Source organism: Nonomuraea turcica (genome assembly GCF_030718205.1).
GTDB lineage: Bacteria > Actinomycetota > Actinomycetes > Streptosporangiales > Streptosporangiaceae > Nonomuraea.
On the sequence record NZ_JAUZQF010000003.1, the window covers coordinates 267,096 to 286,285 of the forward strand.

18 protein-coding genes are annotated in these 19,190 nt (G+C 72.2%); 15 read left to right on the plus strand and 3 right to left on the minus strand.

Going from position 1 to position 19,190, the window contains the following annotated elements; genetic code table 11:
- Window positions 1-42: 42 nt before the first annotated feature.
- Window positions 43-762 carry an enoyl-CoA hydratase/isomerase family protein gene (locus tag Q9G87_RS10025; protein WP_305915971.1) on the minus strand — a complete coding sequence of 240 codons (720 nt, stop codon included), beginning with the start codon at window positions 760-762 and terminating at the stop codon, window positions 43-45.
- Between the two features lie 79 nt (window positions 763-841).
- Here Q9G87_RS10025 and Q9G87_RS10030 point away from each other — a divergent pair, with 79 nt between their 5' ends.
- The 10 genes from Q9G87_RS10030 (at window position 842) to Q9G87_RS10075 (ending at window position 12,266) form a co-directional block, all read left to right on the plus strand.
- Window positions 842-1,714 carry an FAD binding domain-containing protein gene (locus tag Q9G87_RS10030; protein WP_305915972.1) on the plus strand — a complete coding sequence of 291 codons (873 nt, stop codon included), beginning with the start codon at window positions 842-844 and terminating at the stop codon, window positions 1,712-1,714.
- Complete coding sequence (locus Q9G87_RS10035) at window positions 1,704-4,121, plus strand: xanthine dehydrogenase family protein molybdopterin-binding subunit (protein WP_305915973.1); 2,418 nt, start codon at window positions 1,704-1,706, stop codon at window positions 4,119-4,121. The genes Q9G87_RS10030 and Q9G87_RS10035 overlap by 11 nt, the downstream gene beginning before the upstream one ends.
- Window positions 4,118-4,600 (plus strand): (2Fe-2S)-binding protein, encoded by a 483-nt coding sequence (locus Q9G87_RS10040; RefSeq protein WP_305915974.1) that lies wholly within the window; start codon window positions 4,118-4,120, stop codon window positions 4,598-4,600. The genes Q9G87_RS10035 and Q9G87_RS10040 overlap by 4 nt, the downstream gene beginning before the upstream one ends.
- On the plus strand, window positions 4,597-6,903 hold the full coding sequence (locus Q9G87_RS10045; protein ID WP_305915975.1) for a xanthine dehydrogenase family protein molybdopterin-binding subunit: 2,307 nt from the start codon (window positions 4,597-4,599) through the stop codon (window positions 6,901-6,903). The genes Q9G87_RS10040 and Q9G87_RS10045 overlap by 4 nt, the downstream gene beginning before the upstream one ends.
- A gap of 101 nt (window positions 6,904-7,004) precedes the next feature.
- Window positions 7,005-8,279, plus strand: a complete 1,275-nt coding sequence (locus tag Q9G87_RS10050) for an ABC transporter substrate-binding protein (RefSeq protein WP_305915976.1) — start codon at window positions 7,005-7,007, stop codon at window positions 8,277-8,279.
- Window positions 8,279-9,139 carry a branched-chain amino acid ABC transporter permease gene (locus tag Q9G87_RS10055; RefSeq protein ID WP_305915977.1) on the plus strand — a complete coding sequence of 287 codons (861 nt, stop codon included), beginning with the start codon at window positions 8,279-8,281 and terminating at the stop codon, window positions 9,137-9,139. Before Q9G87_RS10050 ends, Q9G87_RS10055 begins: the two co-directional genes overlap by 1 nt.
- A complete protein-coding gene (locus Q9G87_RS10060; protein ID WP_305915978.1) occupies window positions 9,136-10,113 on the plus strand; it encodes a branched-chain amino acid ABC transporter permease in 978 nt (325 codons plus the stop codon). Before Q9G87_RS10055 ends, Q9G87_RS10060 begins: the two co-directional genes overlap by 4 nt.
- Window positions 10,110-10,856, plus strand: a complete 747-nt coding sequence (locus Q9G87_RS10065; RefSeq protein WP_305915979.1) for an ABC transporter ATP-binding protein — start codon at window positions 10,110-10,112, stop codon at window positions 10,854-10,856. Before Q9G87_RS10060 ends, Q9G87_RS10065 begins: the two co-directional genes overlap by 4 nt.
- Window positions 10,849-11,571, plus strand: a complete 723-nt coding sequence (locus Q9G87_RS10070) for an ABC transporter ATP-binding protein (RefSeq protein ID WP_305915980.1) — start codon at window positions 10,849-10,851, stop codon at window positions 11,569-11,571. Before Q9G87_RS10065 ends, Q9G87_RS10070 begins: the two co-directional genes overlap by 8 nt.
- A gap of 74 nt (window positions 11,572-11,645) precedes the next feature.
- Window positions 11,646-12,266 (plus strand): GntR family transcriptional regulator, encoded by a 621-nt coding sequence (locus Q9G87_RS10075; protein WP_305915981.1) that lies wholly within the window; start codon window positions 11,646-11,648, stop codon window positions 12,264-12,266.
- A 2-nt stretch (window positions 12,267-12,268) separates the two neighbouring features.
- Here the strand turns inward: Q9G87_RS10075 and Q9G87_RS10080 are convergent, their stop codons facing one another.
- Both Q9G87_RS10080 and Q9G87_RS10085 read right to left on the minus strand, forming a co-directional pair.
- Complete coding sequence (locus tag Q9G87_RS10080; RefSeq protein ID WP_305915982.1) at window positions 12,269-13,174, minus strand: alpha/beta fold hydrolase; 906 nt, start codon at window positions 13,172-13,174, stop codon at window positions 12,269-12,271.
- A gap of 45 nt (window positions 13,175-13,219) precedes the next feature.
- Complete coding sequence (locus Q9G87_RS10085; protein ID WP_305915983.1) at window positions 13,220-13,441, minus strand: hypothetical protein; 222 nt, start codon at window positions 13,439-13,441, stop codon at window positions 13,220-13,222.
- A 433-nt stretch (window positions 13,442-13,874) separates the two neighbouring features.
- Here Q9G87_RS10085 and glnT point away from each other — a divergent pair, with 433 nt between their 5' ends.
- Genes glnT through Q9G87_RS10110 form a run of 5 tightly spaced genes read left to right on the plus strand, consistent with a single transcriptional unit; the run spans window position 13,875 to window position 19,184 of the window.
- Complete coding sequence (gene glnT, locus Q9G87_RS10090; protein WP_305915984.1) at window positions 13,875-15,212, plus strand: type III glutamate--ammonia ligase; 1,338 nt, start codon at window positions 13,875-13,877, stop codon at window positions 15,210-15,212.
- 13 nt (window positions 15,213-15,225) lie between these two features.
- A complete protein-coding gene (locus Q9G87_RS10095; RefSeq protein ID WP_305915985.1) occupies window positions 15,226-16,101 on the plus strand; it encodes a class II glutamine amidotransferase domain-containing protein in 876 nt (291 codons plus the stop codon).
- Window positions 16,089-16,763: a GltB/FmdC/FwdC-like GXGXG domain-containing protein gene (locus Q9G87_RS10100; RefSeq protein WP_305915986.1), complete on the plus strand. Its 675-nt coding sequence runs from the start codon at window positions 16,089-16,091 to the stop codon at window positions 16,761-16,763. Before Q9G87_RS10095 ends, Q9G87_RS10100 begins: the two co-directional genes overlap by 13 nt.
- A gap of 10 nt (window positions 16,764-16,773) precedes the next feature.
- Window positions 16,774-18,084, plus strand: a complete 1,311-nt coding sequence (locus tag Q9G87_RS10105) for an FMN-binding glutamate synthase family protein (RefSeq protein ID WP_305915987.1) — start codon at window positions 16,774-16,776, stop codon at window positions 18,082-18,084.
- A complete protein-coding gene (locus Q9G87_RS10110; protein ID WP_305915988.1) occupies window positions 18,081-19,184 on the plus strand; it encodes an FAD-dependent oxidoreductase in 1,104 nt (367 codons plus the stop codon). The genes Q9G87_RS10105 and Q9G87_RS10110 overlap by 4 nt, the downstream gene beginning before the upstream one ends.
- Window positions 19,185-19,190 lie beyond the last annotated feature (6 nt).

A 19,190-nucleotide genomic window follows, 5' to 3' on the forward strand; every position in this document is an offset into this window, starting at 1 on the left:
CGAGGTCAGCCATGTGCCGCTCCCAGGGCCTGGCGTCCGAGGTCAGCCACGGGGCGCGCCCCTCTCTTGCCGGAGGAACGCCACCGAGCCGTCCCAGGCGCGGCGGTTGCCCGCGCGTTCGGCCGCCAGTCGGTCGAAGAGCGCCGGGTCCCGGATCGCCGCTTTGACGCGGCGGATCGCGTCGCGGTCGCATCGCAGCAGCTCGTCCGCCAGAGCCAAAGCCTCGTCGCCCGGGGTGTCGCTCAGCCTGGTCAGCAGTCCGATGCGCGCCGCCTCGTCCGCCGCCACCCAGCGCATGGTCAGGCACAGGTCCATGGCGCGGCCCGCGCCGACGAGCGCCGGCAGACCCCACGCGCCCACGGCCAGGCCATGCCCCACGCCGGGAAAACGGAACCGGGCACCGGGGCCGCCGACGCGCAGGTCGGCGGCGAGGGCCAGTTGCGCGCCACCACCGACCGCGGGCCCTTCCACCACGGCGATCACCGGGCCCGGATGCGCGGCCATCTGCTCGTAGAGTGCGTACAAGTCGTCACTCAGCCCGGCCCGGACCTGGTCCGGCAGGTCGAGGTCGGCGCCCGCGCAGAACACCGCCGGATCGGCGCTGTCCAGGATCACCACGCGCTCACCGGCAGTACGGAAGGCGTCACGTAGCCTGGCCACGAGGCCAGGGACCAGCGCGTTGCGCCGCCGACCCCGGTCGAGCCGCATGCGTAGGACACCCGGCCGGGACGAATCGAGGATCAGGCCCTCACCCTTGACCATCCACCCTCCAATTGATGCATGATATACCAAACTTCAATCGCCCCTTCCAGTCAAGGGATCGGCATATGGGGAAACCCTCGTGAAACCGGCCGCGTACGCCTACCACCGCGCGTACGACGTCCGCGAGGCCGTGGAGCTGCTCGGCGAGCTCGGCGAGGACGCCAAGATCCTGGCCGGCGGGCAGAGCCTCGTCGCGATGATGAACTTCCGGCTGGCCCGCCCGAGCGCGCTGGTGGACGTCAACCGCATCTCCGGGCTGTCGTACCTGCGGCGGGACGGCGACCGGCTGCGTATCGGAGCGCTCACCCGCCACCGCGCGGTGGAGACCACGCGGGACCCCGCCGTCCTCGGAGGTTATGCGGTGCTCCCGCGCGCCGCGCACTGGGTCGGCCACTATCCGATCCGCACCCGGGGCACGTTCGGCGGTAGCATCGCGCACGCCGACCCGACCTCGGAATGGTGCATGCTCGCCCTGCTCCTCGACGCGGAGTTCGTCGCCGAGGGCCCGCACGGCCGCAGGACGATCCCCGCCGCCGGCTTCTTCCAAGGTTTCCTGACGACCGCGCTGAGCCCGGACGAAATGCTGGTCGAGGTGGTGTTCCCGCGCCCCGCCCCCCGTGCCGCGCTCACCGAGTTCGCCCAGCGCCGCGGGGACTTCGCGATCGTCGCGGCGGCGGTCGCCCTTGACCTCGACGACGCCGACGGCACGACCTGCACCGGCGCGCGGATCGTGCTCGGCGGCGTCGACGCGCGGCCGGTCCGGGTTCCCGCGGCGGAGCGGGTGCTGGCAGGGGCGGCGCTCACCGGGGACGCCTTCGCGGCGGCCGCCGACGTCGCCGCCCGCGAGGTGTCGCCCCCCAGCGACGTGCACGGCAGCGCCGACTATCGCCGGCGGCTGGTCCGCACCCTGCTGACGCGAGCGCTTGAGGAGGCTGCGGCCGATGGCGCGTGAGGCCGCGGCCGGGTCGGAAGGGCCTGAGACTCCGGCCGGTTCGGAGGCGCGTGAGGCCGCGGCTGGTTCGGATGTGCGTGAGGCTGCGCTCAGCGTGGATGGGCGCTGGATCGGGGCGGCACTCCCGCGCAAGGAGGATCCCCGGCTGCTACAGGGGCGCGGCCGGTTCGTCGGCGACCTCGAGCCGCCCGGCACGCTGCATGCCGCGTTCGCCCGCAGCCCGGTCGCGGCCGGCGCGCTCCGCTCCGTCGATCTGACCTCGGCCCTTGCGGTGCCCGGCGTCGTGGCCGCCTTCGCGGCGGCCGATCTCGGGCTCACCGGGCTGCGTGCCGTGCTCGAACGGCCCGAGTTCCACCCGTCCACCATGCCCATCCTCGCCGAGGACGCCGTCCGCCACGTCGCCGAGCCCGTCGCCGTGGTCGTGGCCGAGGACGCGTACGCCGCGGAGGACGGCGCCGAGGCAGTGATCGCCGACATCGAGCCCGGTGAAGCCGTGTCGTCCCTGCGGCGGGCGCTCGACGCCGCGCCGCTGCACGACGGGGTCGCCAGCAACGTCTTCGTCGACCTGACGATGTTCGACGATCCCGAGCTCGACACCATCGTCGGGGCGGCACCACTCGTCCTCGAGGAGGCCTTCACCAGCGGGCGGCTGGCGGCGCTGCCGATGGAGGGCCGGGCCTGCCTGGCCGAATGGTCGGACCGCGACGACCAGCTCGTCGTGCACGTCTCAACCCAGGTCCCCCACCAGGTGCGCACCGCCATCGCCACGTCACTCGGCCTGCCGGAGAGCCGGGTGCGGGTCGTGGCGCCGGACGTCGGCGGCGGCTTCGGGCTCAAGTGCGTCGCCGGACGCGAGGAGATCGCCGTCGCCGCGCTGGCGCACCGGCTGCGCCGCCCGGTGAAGTGGGTGGAGGACCGGCAGGAGAACCTGACTGCCGCCTTCCACGCCCGGGAGCAGGAGTACGACATCCGCGCGGCGTTCGACGCCGACGGGCGCATCCTGGCCGTGGACGCCGACATCCGCTGCGACGTCGGGGCTTATTCGGTGTTCCCGTTCACGTCCGGGGTCGAGCCGCTGATGGCCGCCACCGAGCTGCCCGGCCCCTACAAGCTCCGGCACTATCGCGTGCGCAGCCGGGCCGTGGCCACGAACAAGGCGCCCACCGCGCCGTACCGCGGGGTGAGCCGCCCGCAGATCACCTTCGTCATGGAACGGCTCATGGACAAGGCCGCGGCCCGGCTGGGCCTCGACCCGGCGGAGGTGCGGCGGCGCAACCTCATCTCCAAGGACGAGTTCCCCTACACGGGCGTCACCGGGATCACCTACGACCCCGGCAGTTACCGCGAATCGCTCGACCTGGCCACCGAGCGCCTGCGCGCCGAGGGCTGGTACGACCTCCGCGCCGCGGCCAGGGACGAAGGCCGGCTCGTCGGCATCGGCCTGTCCTGCTTCTCCGAGCGCACGGCGTACGGAACGCCGGCGTTCATGCAGCGGCGCATGGCCATGACTCCCGGGTACGACGTGTCGCACATCCGGATGGACCCCTCCGGCACCGTGTTCGTGACGACCGGGACCGCCTCCCACGGCCAGGGCCACGAGACGACGTTCGCGCAGATCGTCGCCGATCAGCTCGGGCTGCACCCGGACGACGTGCGCATCAGGCAGGGCGACACCGATGTGGGCGGGTACGGCTGGGGCACGTTCGCGAGCCGGTCCATCGTCGTCGGCGGCGGCGCCGCCCGGCGGGCCGCCGTGCAACTGGCCGAGCGCATCCGCCGGGCGGCCGGGCAGCTGCTGGAGGCCGATCCCGCCGACCTCGTGCTCGCCGGCGGCGCCGTCGCCGTCCGCGGCGTGCCGGCGGCGTCGATGCCCATCGCCGAGGTCGCCCGCATCGCCCACTTCCAGTCGTACCGGCTCGACGGCGATCATCTGCTGGAGGCCTCGGCGGCGTACGACCCGCCGGGCACCTTCTCGAACGCCACGCACGCCGTCGTCGTGGAGCTCGATCCGGGCACCGGCCAGGCACGGATCCTGCGGTACATCGTCGTCGAGGACTGCGGCGTGATCATCAACCCGCTCGTCGTCGACGGGCAGGTGCGTGGCGGGGTCGCGCAGGGCATCGCCGCGGCCTTGTACGAGCAGGTGCACTACGACGAGTCCGGCCAGCCGGTCACCGCGACGCTCATGGACTACCTCGTCCCCACCGCGACCGAGATCCCGCCGATCGAGGTGCTCCATCTCGAGACGCCCTCGTCCCACAGCGAGACCGGCTCCAAGGGCATGGGGGAGGGCGGCACGATCGGCGCCCCTGCCGCGGTCGTCAACGCCGTCAACGACGCCGCCGGCACCCAGGTGCTCGACACCATCCCGGTCCGTCCCGAGCAGATCCTGGGAGTCCTCACGTGAAAGACCTGCATCTGATCAGCCTGACCGTCAACGGCGCCGACCACGAGGCCGTCGTCGAGTCCCGCCGCACCCTCGCCGACGTGCTGCGCCACGACCTCGGCTACACCGGCACCCACCTGGGCTGCGAGCACGGCATCTGTGGCGCGTGCACGGTCCTGGTCGACGGCGAGCCGGTGCGGTCCTGCCTGGTCTTCGGCGTGCAGGCCGACGGCTGTGAGGTCCGCACCGTCGAAGGGCTGGCGGACGGGGAGCGGCTGTCCGACCTGCAGGAGGAGTTCTCCCGCTGCCATGCCCTGCAGTGCGGCTTCTGCACCCCCGGCTTCCTCATGCTGGGGGAGGCGTTCCTGGCGGAGAACCCCTCGCCGACCGAGGCGGAGGTCCGCGACGTCGTGGCGGCGAACCTGTGCCGGTGCACCGGTTACCAGGGCATCGTGGAGGCCCTGCTGGCCACCGCTGAGCGACGCAAGGCGGGATCGTGACCAGCGACGGGCGGCGGATGCGGCGGCTGGAGGACGAGCGGCTGCTGCGCGGGCTCGGCCGGTTCGCCGACGACGTGAACCGGGTCGGCGCGCTGCACCTGCGGGTCGTCCGGGCCCAGGCCGCGCACGCGCGCATCCTGTCGATCGACACGGGCCAGGCGCGGTCGCTGCCGGGCGTCACAGCGGTGATCACGGGCGAGGACGTGAAGGACGTCGCGCCGATCCCGGTCCGGCTCAACGTCGGCGGGCACGACCTCAGCGCGTTCCTGCAGCCGGTGCTCGCCAGGGAGAAGGTCCGGTACGTCGGCGAGCCGGTGGCCGCGGTCGTCGCCGAGGACCCGTACGTCGCGGAGGACGCCGCCGAGCTCGTCGAGGTCTCCTGCGACGACCTCGACGCGGTGCTCGACGGTGAGACGGCCCTGAGGGAGACGCTGGGGGAGGGGGCGGTGCCGCTGCACGAGGCGGGCAACGTCGCGGCCGTGCTCGACCTCGGGTACGGCGACTGCGCGGCCGCCTTCGCCGCCGCCGACACGGTGGTGGCGCTCACACTGGACGTCGGCCGGCACAGCGCGGTCCCGATGGAGCCACGCGGCCTGCTCGCCGACTACGACGCCGGGACCGGCCGGCTGGAGATCTGGGGTGCCACGAAGGTGCCCGTCTTCAACCGGCGGGTCCTCGCCTCCATGCTCGGCCTGCCCGAGCACCGGATCCGCCTGCACGCGATGGACGCGGGCGGCGGATTCGGCCCCCGCGGCGAGTTCTACCCCGAGGACTTCCTCGTCCCTTGGCTGGCCCGGCGGCTGGGCCGCCCGGTGAAGTGGACCGAGGACCGGGCCGAGCATCTCGTCGCGGTGAACCACTCGCGCCAGCAGCGCCACCGCATCGAGGCGGCGTTCGCGGCGGACGGAACGCTGCTGGGCCTGCGCGACGACGTCATCCACGACAACGGGGCCTACATGCGCACGCACGGCGTGCTCGTGCCCGAGCTGACGCTCGCGATGTTGCCGGGCCCGTACCGGGTGCCCGCGTACGCGGGGCGTGCCCGGGTCGTGCTGACGAACAAGACCCCCTGCGGCACCTACCGCGCGCCGGGCCGCTTCGAGGGGACGTTCGCCAGGGAGCACCTGTTCGATGTGGCCGCCGACCGGCTCGGCATCGACCGGGTGGAGTTGCGCCGCCTCAATCTGCTGCGGCCGGAGGAGATTCCCCACACCCGCCCGCTCAACACGATCGGCACCGACGTCGTGCTGGACGCGGGCGACTACCCGAAGCTGCTGGACCGGGCGCTCGCGCACACCGCCGGCTGGCCCGAGGAGGTCGCCACGCTGCGGGCCGAGGGCCGCCTCGCGGGGCTGGGGCTCGCGGTGTTCCTGGAGAAGAGCGGTCTGGGCCCGCACGACACCGCCGACGTCCTGGTCGGCCCCGACGGGACCGTGCGGGTGCACTCCGGGGGCACCTCGCTGGGGCAGGGCATCGAGACCGTGCTGGCCCAGATCGCCGCCGAGCCCCTGGGGGTCGATCCCCGCGAGGTCGAGGTGGTCAACGGCGACACCGAGCTGCAGCCGTTCGGCGGGGGCTCGTGGGCGAGCCGGTCGACCGTGGTGTCCGGCTCGGCGGTGCGGCTGGCGGCCGAGGCCGTGGCCGGCCGGGCCCTGCGCGTCGCCGCCCGCGTCCTCGGCGTGCCGGAGTCCGGGTTGCGCCTGACCGGCGGGGCAGTGACCGGCCCGGACGTGCGGCTGACGCTCGGCGAGGTGGCCGCGGCGTGTGCTCCGGGCAGCCCGCATCTGGCCGCGGATGAGCCGGCGGGCCTGTCGGCGCGGCGCACCTTCGAGGTCGAGCACATGACCTACCCGTACGGCGTGCACGTGGCCCTGGCCGAGGTGGACCAAGGGACCGGCGGCGTCCGGGTACGGCGGTACCTGGTCGCCTACGAGGTGGGCCGGGCCATCAACCCCACCCTGGTGGAAGGCCAGCTCGTCGGCGGTGTGGCGCAGGGCATCGGCGGGTCGCTGATGGAGGAGTTCCGCTACGACGACAACGGGCAGCCGCTCGCCGCGACGTTCATGGATTACCTCGTGCCCACCGCGGCGGAGACGCCCCGGGTCGAGACGATCGTCACCGAGGACGCTCCGTCGCCCGGCAACCCCCTGGGCGTCAAAGGCGCCGGCGAGGGGGGACTGTCCGCGGCCGGAGCGGCGATCGCCAACGCGGTACGCGACGCGCTCGGGCTGCGGGGCGGCGTGGGGGCGCTGCCGCTGTCCGCCTCCCGGGTGATCGAGCTGCTGTCGGCCGACGATTCGTAACATCGCGCTAACCCACGGATAGACGCGACCGATCAAACTTGATATACCAAACATCAGGCGTTACTCCGGGAGCCTTCGCCCCCCGCCCAGAGGAGAACGACATGGGATCACCTCCTTTCCGGCTTCATGTCCTCGCCGTCGTGGCGGCGCTCCTTGCCGTCGCGGCCTGCGGCAGCAGGTCTCCCTCGATCGAAGGCGCCCCGACCAGCGCGACCGCCGCGACGGGTGGCAAAGGCACGCTGACCGTCGGCCTGCTCAACCCGCTCACCGGGCCGTTCGCGGCCCTGGGCACGGATGTCAACGCGGGGTTCGAGCTCTACCTCAAGTCCAAGGGCGGAGTGCTCTCCGGGTACGGCATCAAGGTCGTCAAGGAGGACGAGGGCACCGACCCGGCCCAGGGCACGACCAAGGCACGGCAGCTCGTCGAGCAGAGCAAGGCGCAGATGGTCGTGGGTCTGGTCAACTCGGCGATCGCCTACGCGGTGGCGCCGTACCTGGAGCAGGCCGATGTCCCGCTGCTGATCACGGTGGCCGGCGCCGACGGGCTCACCAGGAAGAAGGGCGGCAACACCTTCCGGGTGTCGTACACCAGCTCCCAGGACGTCATGCCGCTCGGCGAGCACACCTGCAAGACCCTCGGCCACAAGAAGGCCGCGATCCTCGGGCTCGACTACTCCTTCGGCTGGGAGGCCGCCGGCGGCTTCGCCCGCGCGTACGAGGACGCCGGGTGCGCGGTGGTCCAGGAGATCTACGCCCCGCTCGCGACCCAGGACTGGGGGCCGTACGTCAACCAGATCAAGAAGGACGAGGCGGACGTCGTCTACGTGGTGGCGCCGGGCTCGGACGGCATCCGGCTGCTCAAGGCCTACCGCGACTTCGGCGTGCAGCTCCCTATGGTCGCCCACGGATCGACCGTCGACGAGACGACCCTCCCCACGGAGGCCGGCACGGCCGAGGGCGTCATCAGCAGCCTGCACTACACGCCGCAGATCAAGTCCCCCGCGAACGACGCCCTCGTCGCGGCGTTCACCCAGGAGCGCAAGAAGAGCGCCAACCAGTACGCCGACGACGGCTGGACGGCCGGGATGGTCCTGGAACAGGCGCTGGCCCAGATCGACGGCGCCCCGACGCCCGAGAGCCTCCGGGCCGCCCTGACGAAGGTCAAGGTGGAGTCCCCGCGCGGCCCGGTGTCCTTCGACGCCTACGGTCAGGCCGTCTACAACGTCTACATCCGCAAGGTGGAGCAGCGCGACGGCGCCTGGGCCAACACCATCGTCTCGACGATCCCAGAGGTGGGCCAGTTCTTCACCTACGGCGAGGAGAAGTACCTCGCCTTCCCCGGCTACGACAAGCTCAAGGGCACCTGGGCCAAGTGATGAGCTGGCTCACCCACACGCTCAACGGGGTCGCCTACGGGTCGCTGCTCTTCCTGGTGGCCAGCGGGCTGACGATCACCTTCGGGCTGATGCGTACGGTGAACCTCGCGCACGGCGCCTTCTACCTGCTCGGCGGCTACCTGGCGTACGACCTGGCCACGCGCGGCACCGACTACTGGCTGGCGATGGGGATCGGCGTCGTGGGCGCCGCCGTCGCCGGGATGATCGCGCAGCGGCTGCTCCTGCACCGGATCGCCGGTCAGGAGCTGCCGCAGATCGTGCTCACGCTCGGCCTCGCGCTGGTGATCGGCGACCAGATCCTCGCCCACTACGGCGGCGACCCGATCTCCCCGCCGACACCTCCGGGACTGACCGGACCTGTCGAGCTCGGCGCCCTGGTGTTCCCCAAGTTCCGGCTGGTCCTCATCGGCATCGCCATCGGCCTGGCCCTGCTCGTCAGCGCCCTGCTGCGGTACACGCCGATCGGCGCGAAGGTGCGCGCGGCGGTCGACGACCAGGAGATGGCGCGTACCGTCGGCATCCGGGTGCCGCTCATCTTCCTGCTCGTCTTCGGGCTCGGCACCGGGCTGGCGGCGTTCGCGGGAGTCTGGGGCGGCGCCTTCACCAGCCTGTCGCCGGACAGCGGGTTCGACGTGCTGCTGCTCGCGCTCGTGGTCGTGATCGCAGGCGGCCTCGGCTCCATCCCGGGGGCCCTGGTCGCCGCACTCGCCGTCGGCCTCGTCGAGGAGTTCGGGAGGGTGCTGTTCCCCGGGTGGGCGATGTTCACCCTGTACGCGGCGGTGGCCCTCGTGCTCGCGCTGCGGCCGCAGGGCCTGCTCGGCAAGGGCGCGACCCGGTGAGCCGGCGCATTCTCGCGGTGGCGGCCGCGGCCGTGCTGCTGCTGGCGGTGCCCGTCGCCCTCGATTCGTTCTCCGTCTTCGTCGCGAGCCGGATCCTCATCCTCGGGCTGTTCGCGACGGCGTACAACGTGGTGTTCGGGTACGGCGGCATGCCGTCGCTCGGCCACGCGGCCTTCTTCGGGATCGGCGGTTACACGGTCGGCATCGCCGTCACCCGCTGGGCCTGGCCGATGCCGCTCACCATGCCCGTCGCGCTGGTGCTCGGCGCGGTGGCAGGCGCCGTCTTCGGGCTGTTCTGCCTGCGGGTCCGCGGCGTCTACCTGCTGCTGATCACGCTGGCGCTCGCGCAGGCGGTGTTCGGCCTGGCCTTCTATCAGACCGAGCTCACCGGCGGCGACAACGGCATCCCCGGCATCCCGCGCGACGGGGTGCCCACGGGCGGCGGGTTCTACCTGCTCGCCCTGGCCGTTACCGCCGGCTGCGTGGCGGCCTTGTGGGCCTTCCAGCGCTCTCCCGCGGGCATGACCATTCTGGGCATGCGGGAGAGCGAGTCGCGGATGAGCGCGACCGGCTACCAGGTGGCCACGATCCGGGTCATGGCCTTCGCCGTGTCCGGCGCCTTCTCCGCGGTGGCCGGCGCGCTCGAGGTCTACCTGCAGGGGTCCGTCTCCACCGCCAGCCTGAGCTGGCAGATCAGCGCCGAGGTGCTCGTGTTCGCCATTCTCGGCGGGGCACGCAGGTTCCTCGGTCCCTTCCTCGGCGCGGCGATCGTGACCGGCCTGGAGGTCTGGGTGAGCACGTACACCGACCGCTGGACGACGGTGCTCGGCGTGGTCTACATCCTGACGGCGTTGTTCCTCGCCGACGGCGTGCTGGGGCGGTCCCGATCGTTGCTGCGCCGGCTCAGGCGCGGAGCGGTGCCTCCCGCCGAAGAGGCGGCGGACGAATCGGTGATCGTGGAGGCGGGCAAATGAACGAGATCGCGATCGCCGGGCACGGCGTCACCGTGCGCTACGGCGCCTTCCGCGCCAACGACGAGGTGACCCTGGCCGTCCCCGCGGGGGAGCGGCGCGCCCTCATCGGCCCGAACGGCGCGGGCAAGACGACGTTGTTCGGGGTGCTCGCGGGCCAGATCCGGCCGGTCGGCGGCCGCGTGGAGCTGCTGGGCCGCGAGGTGACCCGGCGGCCGGCGCACCGGCGGGCCCGCATGGGGCTGGCGCGCACGTTCCAGATCACCAATCTGTTCGGCGAGCTCACCGTGGCACAGAACGTCCAGCTCACGCTCGCCGCCGAGGCGCGGGCGCACCGGGTGTTCTGGCGCGGGCTGGACATGCTGCGTGAGCGCGCGGTGGACGTGCTGACCGGGTGGGAACTGGAGCACACGGCGGACTGGCCGGTCCGGCAGCTCGCGTACGGGCAGCAGCGGGTGCTCGAGATCGTGCTCGCCATGTGCCGCGAGCCGCGCGTGCTGCTGCTCGACGAACCCACCGCGGGCCTGGCGCCGGCCGACGCCGAGCGGCTGACCGCGCTCGTCGCCGCGCTTCCCCGGTCCATCACGATCGTGATGATCGAGCACGACATGGCGGTGGCGTTCGGGCTCGCCGACCGGGTCAGCGTGCTCCAGCAGGGACGGCTCCTGGCCGAGGGCACGCCCGACGAGATCTCGGCCGACCAGCGGGTGATCGAGGCCTACCTCGGGGAGGTGGCGCATGACTGAGTCACTTACTGGGGCGCTGCTCGGCGTACGCGGCGTCCACACCTACTACGGATCCAGCCACGTGCTCCAGGGCGTGTCGCTGACCGTCCGCGAGGGCGAGGTGCTGGGCATACTCGGGCGCAACGGCATGGGCAAGACCACGCTCATCCACACCGTCAGCGGGCTGATACGGCCCAGGGAAGGCGAGATCACGCTGGGCGGCCGGTCCATCGCCGGCGTGCCGGCCGAGCGCATCGCCCGCGCCGGGCTCTGCCTCGTCCCGCAGGGCCACCGGGTCTTCCCGTCCCTCACCGTGCGAGAGAACCTCAAGGTCGCCGCGCGCCGTGGCCCGTGGACGATCGACGACATCGCCGACCGGTTCCCGGTGCTGGGGGAACGGTGGAACCTGCCGGCCGGGAAGCTCTCGGGCGGGCAGCAGCAGATGCTCACCATGGGACGGGCCTTGGTGGGCAACGGCCGGCTCGTGCTGATGGACGAGCCCACCGAGGGCCTCGACCCGCAGACCGTGGCCAGGATCGGCGAGGTCGTGGACGAGCTGCGCCGCCGGGGCACGTCCGCGATCCTGGTGGAGCAGAAGGTCGACTTCGCGCTGCGCCGCGTCGACCGAGCCCTCGTGCTCGAGCGCGGGCGGGTCGTCCACGAGACGGCCGACCCGCAGGCGCTCCGTACGGATGCGGCGGCTCTACGGCGGCTGCTCGCCGTGGGACGGATGTGAAGGACTTTACATTTCATATACAATCTATCGCGGCCGCCTCGCCCACCGGGCGCATCAACGAAGGAAACACCAGCGTGGCGACGTACACGAGCAAGACCGACATGGTGGCCGCCACTCTCCGCGAGCTGATCATCGCGGGCGAGTTGCGGCCCGGCTCCCCGCTGCGGCAGCGCGATCTGGCCGAGCGGTTCGGAGTCAGCCAGACGCCCGTGCGGGAGGCGCTGCAGCGGCTGGAGTCCGAAGGGCTGGTGCGCGGCGACCTGCACAAGGGGGCGACGGTCAGCGAGGCCGACAAGGGCGCGACCGAGGAGAACTTCCAGATCCGTGCGGCGCTGGAGTCCCTCGGCGCCGAGCTGGCCGCCCCCCGCATCGGCGAGGCCGATCTCGAACGGCTGGAAGAGCTCAACGCCGAGCTGGCCGGCATCCCCGACGGGGATCCCCGCTACGCCGACCTCAATCGCCGTTTCCACCACATGATCTACGAGGCCGCCAGCAGCCCGCTGCTACTCGCGATCATGAGACTGCTCTGGCAGTCCATGCCACAAGGCCCCCGGGTGCTGCGCACGCACCTGGAATCCACGCGACAGCACGCCCAGATCATCGACGCGCTCCGCGCCCGGGACGGCGCGCGGGCGGCGCAGGTCACCCGCGAGCACATCCTGGGCGCGGCGCACCTGGACAATCACGCTCCCTGAGCTCACTTGATGCCGGTCGTGCTCGCCGACAACGAGCGCGGATCACGCCGCCCCCAGGCGCCGCGTTCGACCGCCGCGAGGAAATCGCCCACCGTCCGGTTGAACAGCTCAGGCTCCTCCAGGTTGAGGGTGTGACCGGACCTGGGCAGGACGGCGAGGCCCGCCGTGGGGATCGTGCGCTTGAGCATCAGGTCCGGCTCCAGACAGCCCTCGTCCTCGTCACCGGTCATGATCAGCGTGGGCACCGTCAGCCGGGCAAGCTCCTCGCGCAGGTCGTACAGCGAAGGGCGGGACTTCTGCACCCCGCGCATGGTGAGCGCGGAGCCCGGGGTGGAGTGCTCGCCCAGCATGCGCGCGAACTCGGCCCAGCCACGGGGATCCTTGTTCTGGAACTGCACCCGCGCGGGGCCCTGCGCGTAGCGCGCGGCGAAGGCCTCGGCGCCCTCGGCCTCCAGGGCCGTGGCGATCGCCTCGCACTCCTCGCGGAAACCTGCCTGCCGCTCCGGCTGGGCGCCGTACCCGCACCCGGCGACCACGAGGGACGCCGCCCGCTCCGGGTGGCGCAAGCCCAGGTGCAGGGCGCAGAACCCGCCCATCGACAGACCCACCACGTGTGCCCGGTCAATGCCCAGATGGTCGAGTATCGCGATCGCGTCCGCCACGGCACGGGCCTGCGAGTACTGCTCGGGCCGGTGCGGCACGTCGGACGGCGGGTATCCGCGGGCGGCGTAGGTGACGCAACGGTACGAACGGGAGAAGTGCCGGATCTGAGGTTCCCAACTGCGGTGATCACCGGCGAACTCGTGGATGAAGAGGAGGGGGAAGCCGGTCCCGGTCTCCTCACAGTGAAGGCTGGTGCCGTCATCGGCGACGGCGTAGCTCACGCGAGAGGCCGAATTCTGGTGCATGAAATATTGTATATCATGCGTCACTTCTTCCCGGAAGGGGCATGCTCACTCCAGCGCGAGGACCACCCAGGACTGGTCCGGAGCCAGACCGGCCAGTTCGCGGCCGCATTCCCGAAGCACCTGCGGGCTCGAGGTGATGTGCTGGGTGCCGGCGTGGAAAGCGTCGCTGCCGGCGATCTGGCCGGCCCGCCCGGCCCGCGCCACGCCGAGCCGGTAGATCGCGCCGCCGCGCAGCGGCTCGTTCTGCGTGAAGACGTGCGTCTGCAACTCCGGTACGAAGGCTCCGTCGATGGCGTAGTTGATGCTGCGGTCGCGCGCAGGCCCAGGACGTCCCAGTTGCCGAGCATCTTGGCGTCCACGACGGGCGTGGTGAGTCTGCCCCGCGCCTCGGCCGTGTCCGCCTCGCGCTCGATCAACGGGCGCAGGTCGCGGGTTCGGTCCAGCATGTTGGTGCCGGCGGTGTGCAGTCGCGGCGTTTCGCTCATGTGCAGGTGCTCCTGTTCGTGATCGACGACGCTCTCAACTCCGTCAGATCACGGACGAGCCACGTTGTCCAGAGCCGGCAGTAAGGAGGTCAATGGCCCGCGTAAGGGCGAGGCGCAACCACGTGCTTGCGTGCGGGAAACATCGCGGTAACACTGGCGTTGTCCACTATCAGGCAACGCTGATTCTTATCAGTAGACAACGCCTGGAGTCCCTCATGTCGACAGAAGCCGCCGCAGCACCCCTCGACCTAGCCGCCCTGGCCCACGCCGACGACATCGAGTTCATCCTCGCCGTCTTCGTCGACCTGGCCGGCAAACCCTGCGCCAAGCTCGTCCCGATCGAAGCCGTGGAGGAGCTCCGCGACGAGGGCGTGGGGTTCGCCGGATACGCTGCCGGGCTGCTCGGCCAGCGGCCGAGCGATCCGGACATCATCGCCGTCCCGGACGCCGCCTCCTACACCCCGCTGCCGTTCGTCCGGCCCGGTCTGGCCCTGGTGCACTGCGACCCGCACGTCAACGGAAAGCCGTGGCCGTACGCGCCGCGCCTCATCCTGCGCAGCGTCCTGGAGCGAGCCCGCACGCTGGGCCTGTCCCTGGCGGTGGGCGCGGAGATCGAATACTTCCTGGTCAACCGGGACGAGCGCGGCGCGCTGGTGCTCGCCGACTCCCGCGACACCGCCGCCCAGCCCTGCTACGACGCACGTGGCCTGACCCGCATGTACGACCACCTCACGGCCGTGTCCAAGGCCATGAACGCCCTCGGCTGGGGCAACTACGCCAACGACCACGAGGACGGCAACGGCCAGTTCGAGCAGAACTTCGCCTACGCCGACGCCCTCACCACCGCCGACCGGGTGATCACCATGCGGTATCTGGTCTCGGTGCTGGCCGAGCAGCGCGGCATGACCGCGACCTTCATGCCCAAGCCGTTCACCGACCGCACCGGCAGCGGCATGCACCTGCACCTGTCACTGTGGCGCGGCGCGGATCCCGCCTTCCCCGACACCTCCGACCGGCGCGGGCTGGGCCTGTCGCCGCTGGCGTACGGGTTCATCGCCGGCATCCTCGAGCATGCCGGGGCGCTGCAGGCGGTGATCGCGCCGACCGTCAATTCCTACAAGCGCACCGGCGCCACCTCCACCCGCTCCGGCGCCACCTGGTCACCGCGTCGTGCCGGGTACGGCGGCAACGACCGTACCCACTTCGTCCGCGTGCCCGACGGCAATCGCGTGGAGCTGCGCGGCGGCGACGGCTCGGCCAACCCCTACCTGGCCGCGGCCGCCGCGCTGGCGGCCGGCCTGGACGGCGTCGAGCGGGCCCTCGACCCGGGAGAGCCGGGGGAGGCGTCGGCCGTCGCCGCCCGCCCTGAGTTGCCGCCGACGTTGCTGCACGCCGTCGAGGCCCTGGCCGCCGACCCGGTGATCAGCGGCGCCCTGGACGCGGCCGGACCAGGCGTCAGCGGGTACTTCGGCGCGGCCAAACGCGAGGAGTTCTTCGACTGGCACGGCACGGTCGGCCCGTGGGAAGTCGACCGCTATCTCACCGCCTTCTAGAAGGAGTCTGTGCATGTGTGGAATTGTCGGGCTGCACCTGCGGGAGCCCGAGCTCCATCCGCGGTTGGGGGAGCTGCTGGCCGCGATGCTCGGCCAGCTGGTGGAGCGTGGACCGGACTCGGCAGGCGTCGCCGTCTACGGTGACCCGCGGCTGACCCCGCCCGGCCGGGCGGCGGTCTCGTTGCTGGACACCGACGCCGCCACCGTCGAGTCCGCGTTCCGAGGCCGGATCCCCGATGCGGTGGCCGTCGACGCCGGCCCCACCACCGTCGTGCACGCGCCGGTCGGTGTGGACGCGCTGATCCAGGCGCTGCCGCGGGCCACCGTCATCGGGACGGGAGAAGAGGTCGCCGTGCTGAAGGGCACCGGCCACCCCGGCGACCTCGCCCGAGCCTTCGGCCTGGCGGGGGTACAGGGCTGGCAGGGAGTCGGGCACACCCGGATGGCGACCGAGTCCGCGGTCACCCCCCAGGGGGCGCACCCGTTCTCCGTCGGCCCCGGCCAGTGCCTGGTGCACAACGGGTCGTTCGCCAACCACGCCACCATCCGCCGGGAGCTGCGGGCCGAGGGCGTGTCCTTCGACAGCGACAACGACTCGGAAGTGGGCGCCCGTTTCGTCGCCTATCACCTGGCCCGTGGCGCGGACCTGGACAAGGCGCTGCGACTGCTGTGCGAGCGCTTCGACGGCTTCTACACGCTGCTGGTCACGACCGCCGATTCGTTCGCCGTGGTACGGGACGCCATCGCATGCAAACCCGCCCTGGTCGCGGAGACCCCCGGCTGGGTGGCGATGGCCTCGGAGTACCGGGCGCTGGCGGTGCTGCCGGGCGTGGAGTCAGCCCGCATCTTCGAACCCGAGCCGGAAGAGGTGTACGTGTGGAAGCGCTGACCGTGGACCTGGCCGCATCGCCGGTCAGGCAGCTCAACCAGGCCCTGCACGCGCCGGACCCGGCGCCGAGGTGGCGGGTGCTCAACCCGCGTGGCGCGCACAGCGTCGCCTGCGGCCTGACCCGGGACCTCACCGTGGACATCGAGGGGCATGTCGGTTACTACTGCGCCGGGATGAACCAGCTCGCGACCGTCACGGTGCACGGCAACGCCGGGGTGGGGGTGGCGGAGAACATGATGTCCGGCATGGTCCGGGTACGCGGCAACGCCTCCCAGTCGGCCGGCGCCACCGCGCACGGCGGGCTGCTGGTGATCGAGGGCGATGCCGCGGCACGCTGCGGCATCTCCATGAAGGGCGCCGACATCGTGGTCGGCGGGAGCATCGGCCACATGAGCGCGTTCATGGCCCAGGCGGGCCGCCTGGTCGTGTGCGGCGACGCCGGCGACGCCCTGGGCGACTCGGTGTACGAGGCACGCATCTACGTCAAGGGCACGGTCAAGTCGCTCGGGGCCGACTGCGTGGAGAAGCCGGTCCGCGACGAGCACCTGACCGAGCTGGCCGAGCTGCTGAAGCTGGCCGAGATGGACGAGGATCCGGCGGCCTTCCGCCGCTACGGCTCGGCGCGGCGGCTCTACCACTTCACGGTCGACAACGCGTACTGAGGGAGACTCCATGACTGAGGGCCTGCGCGAGTCGGCCACGTTCGACCGCGCCACCATCCACGCCATCCAGCGGGCCGCCGCCACCGGCGTGTACGACATCCGCGGCGGTGGCGCCAAGCGCCGCCTGCCGCACTTCGACGACCTGCTGTTCCTCGGCGCGAGCATGTCCCGCTACCCCCTGGAGGGCTACCGCGAGCGCTGCGACACCGACGTGCTCCTCGGCACCCGGCACGCGAAATACCCGCTGCACCTCGACATCCCGGTCACCATCGCCGGGATGAGCTTCGGCGCGCTGTCGGCCAACGCCAAGGAAGCACTCGGCCGCGGCGCCGGCGCCATGGGCACCTCCACCACCACCGGCGACGGCGGCATGACGCCGGAGGAGCGCGGCCAGTCCAAGCACCTCGTTTACCAGTACCTGCCGTCCCGGTACGGGATGAACCCGGATGACCTGCGCAAGGCCGACGCCATCGAGGTGGTACTCGGCCAGGGCGCCAAGCCGGGCGGTGGCGGCATGCTCCTCGGCCAGAAGATCACCGATCGGGTGGCGGGCATGCGGACCCTGCCGGTCGGCGTCGACCAGCGCAGCGCCTGCCGGCACCCCGACTGGACCGGACCCGACGACCTGGCCATCAAGATCGGCGAGCTCCGCGAGATCACCGACTGGGAGAAGCCGATCTACGTCAAGGTCGGCGCCACCCGCACGTACTACGACGTCAAGCTCGCTGTGCACGCCGGGGCCGACGTCGTCGTGGTGGACGGCATGCAGGGCGGCACCGCCGCCACCCAGGACGTCTTCATCGAACACGTCGGCATCCCCACCCTCGCGGCCATCCCCCAGGCGGTCCAGGCCCTGCAGGAGCTCGGCGTCCACCGCGAGGTCCAGCTGATCGTCTCCGGGGGCATCAGGTCCGGGGCGGACGTGGCCAAGGCCATCGCGCTCGGCGCCGACGCGGTCGCGATCGGCACCGCGGCGCTGATCGCGCTCGGCGACAACCACCCGCGTTACGACGCCGAGTACCGCGCGCTCGGCTCCGCCGCCGGGTTCTACGACGACTACCAGGACGGCCGCGACCCGGCCGGCATCTCCACCCAGGACGACGACCTGGCCGCCCGCCTCGACCCCGTCGAAGGGGGCCGCCGCCTGGCCAACTACCTGCGGGTGCTCACCATGGAGGCCCAGACCATCGCCCGCGCCTGCGGCAAGTCCCACCTGCACCACCTCGAGCCCGAGGACCTGGTCGCGCTGACCATCGAGTCCGCGGCCATGGCCCGCGTCCCGCTCGCCGGCACCGACTGGATCCCCGGGGCCCGTCCATGATCGCCGTCGTGGGCGCGGGGCTGATGGGCGCGGCCACCGCCTGGGAGCTGGCCCGCCGCGGCATCGAGGTCACCCTGATCGAGGCGTACGGGATCGGGCACCGTAACGGCAGCTCGCACGGCACGTCGCGGATCTTCCGCCGCGCCTACGCCGACCCCCTCTACGTCGAGCTGACCGGGCGAGCCGGGGAGTGCTGGCGTGAGCTGGAGGCGGACTCCGGCACGGCGTTGCTCCGCACGACCGGCGGCCTCGACCTCGGCGCGGGCCGCGACCCCGAGGGCCTGGCGCGGCTGCTCGCCGACGCCGGCGTGCCGCACGAGCTCCTGGCTCCGGAGGCGGCCACGGAGCGCTGGCCGTACCTGCGCTTCGACGGCCCGGTCCTGTTCCACCCCGAGGCCGGGGTGGTGGACGCGGACGCCGCGGTGGCGGCCTGCGTACGGCGGGCCGCCGCACTCGGCGCCGACGTCCGCACGAACACGCGCGTGAGCGCCATCGACGTACGCAACGGCGCGTGGGTGCGCACGGACGACGGCGCGGAGCTCGAGGCGGACGCGGTCGTGGTGGCGGCCGGGCCGTGGCTGCCTGAGCTGGCGGACACCATCGGGATGCCGCTCGGCCTGCCGCCGCTGCGGGTCACCCAGCAGCAGGTGTTCCACTTCCGCCAGCGCGACCCCGGCGACTCCTGGCCGATCCTCGTCGCCAAGGACGACCTGCAGATCTTCGGCCTGCCCTCGGGGGGTGACGGGGGAGCGGCGCCCGCGGTCAAGGTCGCCCAGCACGACGACGGCACGCCCACCACCGCGGGCACCCGCGACCGCGTCGTCAACCCGGCCTCCCGGGCCGCCGTCTCCGCCTGGGTGCGGGAGCGGCTGCCCGGGCTCGACCCCGTGCCGGTCGCCGAGGACAGCTGCCTCTACACCACCACCCCTGACGAGGACTTCATCGTGGACAGGACCGGTCCCATCGTGGTGGTCTCGCCCTGTTCCGGGCACGGCGCCAAGTTCGCTCCGCTGATCGGCCGGATGGCCGCCGACCTGGCACTCGGGCAGGCCGGACCGTACCCGCGCTTCGCCCTGCGCCGCGCGGAAACCGCGAGTTAACGCTCC

Coding starts and splice junctions, on each gene's coding strand:
- Q9G87_RS10025 (WP_305915971.1), bottom strand. CDS start 762: ATGGTCAAGGGTGAGGGCCTGATCCTCGATTCGTCCCGGCCGGGTGTC.
- Q9G87_RS10035 (WP_305915973.1), top strand. CDS start 1,704: ATGGCGCGTGAGGCCGCGGCCGGGTCGGAAGGGCCTGAGACTCCGGCC.
- Q9G87_RS10050 (WP_305915976.1), top strand. CDS start 7,005: ATGGGATCACCTCCTTTCCGGCTTCATGTCCTCGCCGTCGTGGCGGCG.
- Q9G87_RS10055 (WP_305915977.1), top strand. CDS start 8,279: ATGAGCTGGCTCACCCACACGCTCAACGGGGTCGCCTACGGGTCGCTG.
- Q9G87_RS10065 (WP_305915979.1), top strand. CDS start 10,110: ATGAACGAGATCGCGATCGCCGGGCACGGCGTCACCGTGCGCTACGGC.
- Q9G87_RS10070 (WP_305915980.1), top strand. CDS start 10,849: ATGACTGAGTCACTTACTGGGGCGCTGCTCGGCGTACGCGGCGTCCAC.
- Q9G87_RS10080 (WP_305915982.1), bottom strand. CDS start 13,174: ATGCACCAGAATTCGGCCTCTCGCGTGAGCTACGCCGTCGCCGATGAC.
- glnT (WP_305915984.1), top strand. CDS start 13,875: ATGTCGACAGAAGCCGCCGCAGCACCCCTCGACCTAGCCGCCCTGGCC.
- Q9G87_RS10095 (WP_305915985.1), top strand. CDS start 15,226: ATGTGTGGAATTGTCGGGCTGCACCTGCGGGAGCCCGAGCTCCATCCG.
- Q9G87_RS10105 (WP_305915987.1), top strand. CDS start 16,774: ATGACTGAGGGCCTGCGCGAGTCGGCCACGTTCGACCGCGCCACCATC.
- Q9G87_RS10110 (WP_305915988.1), top strand. CDS start 18,081: ATGATCGCCGTCGTGGGCGCGGGGCTGATGGGCGCGGCCACCGCCTGG.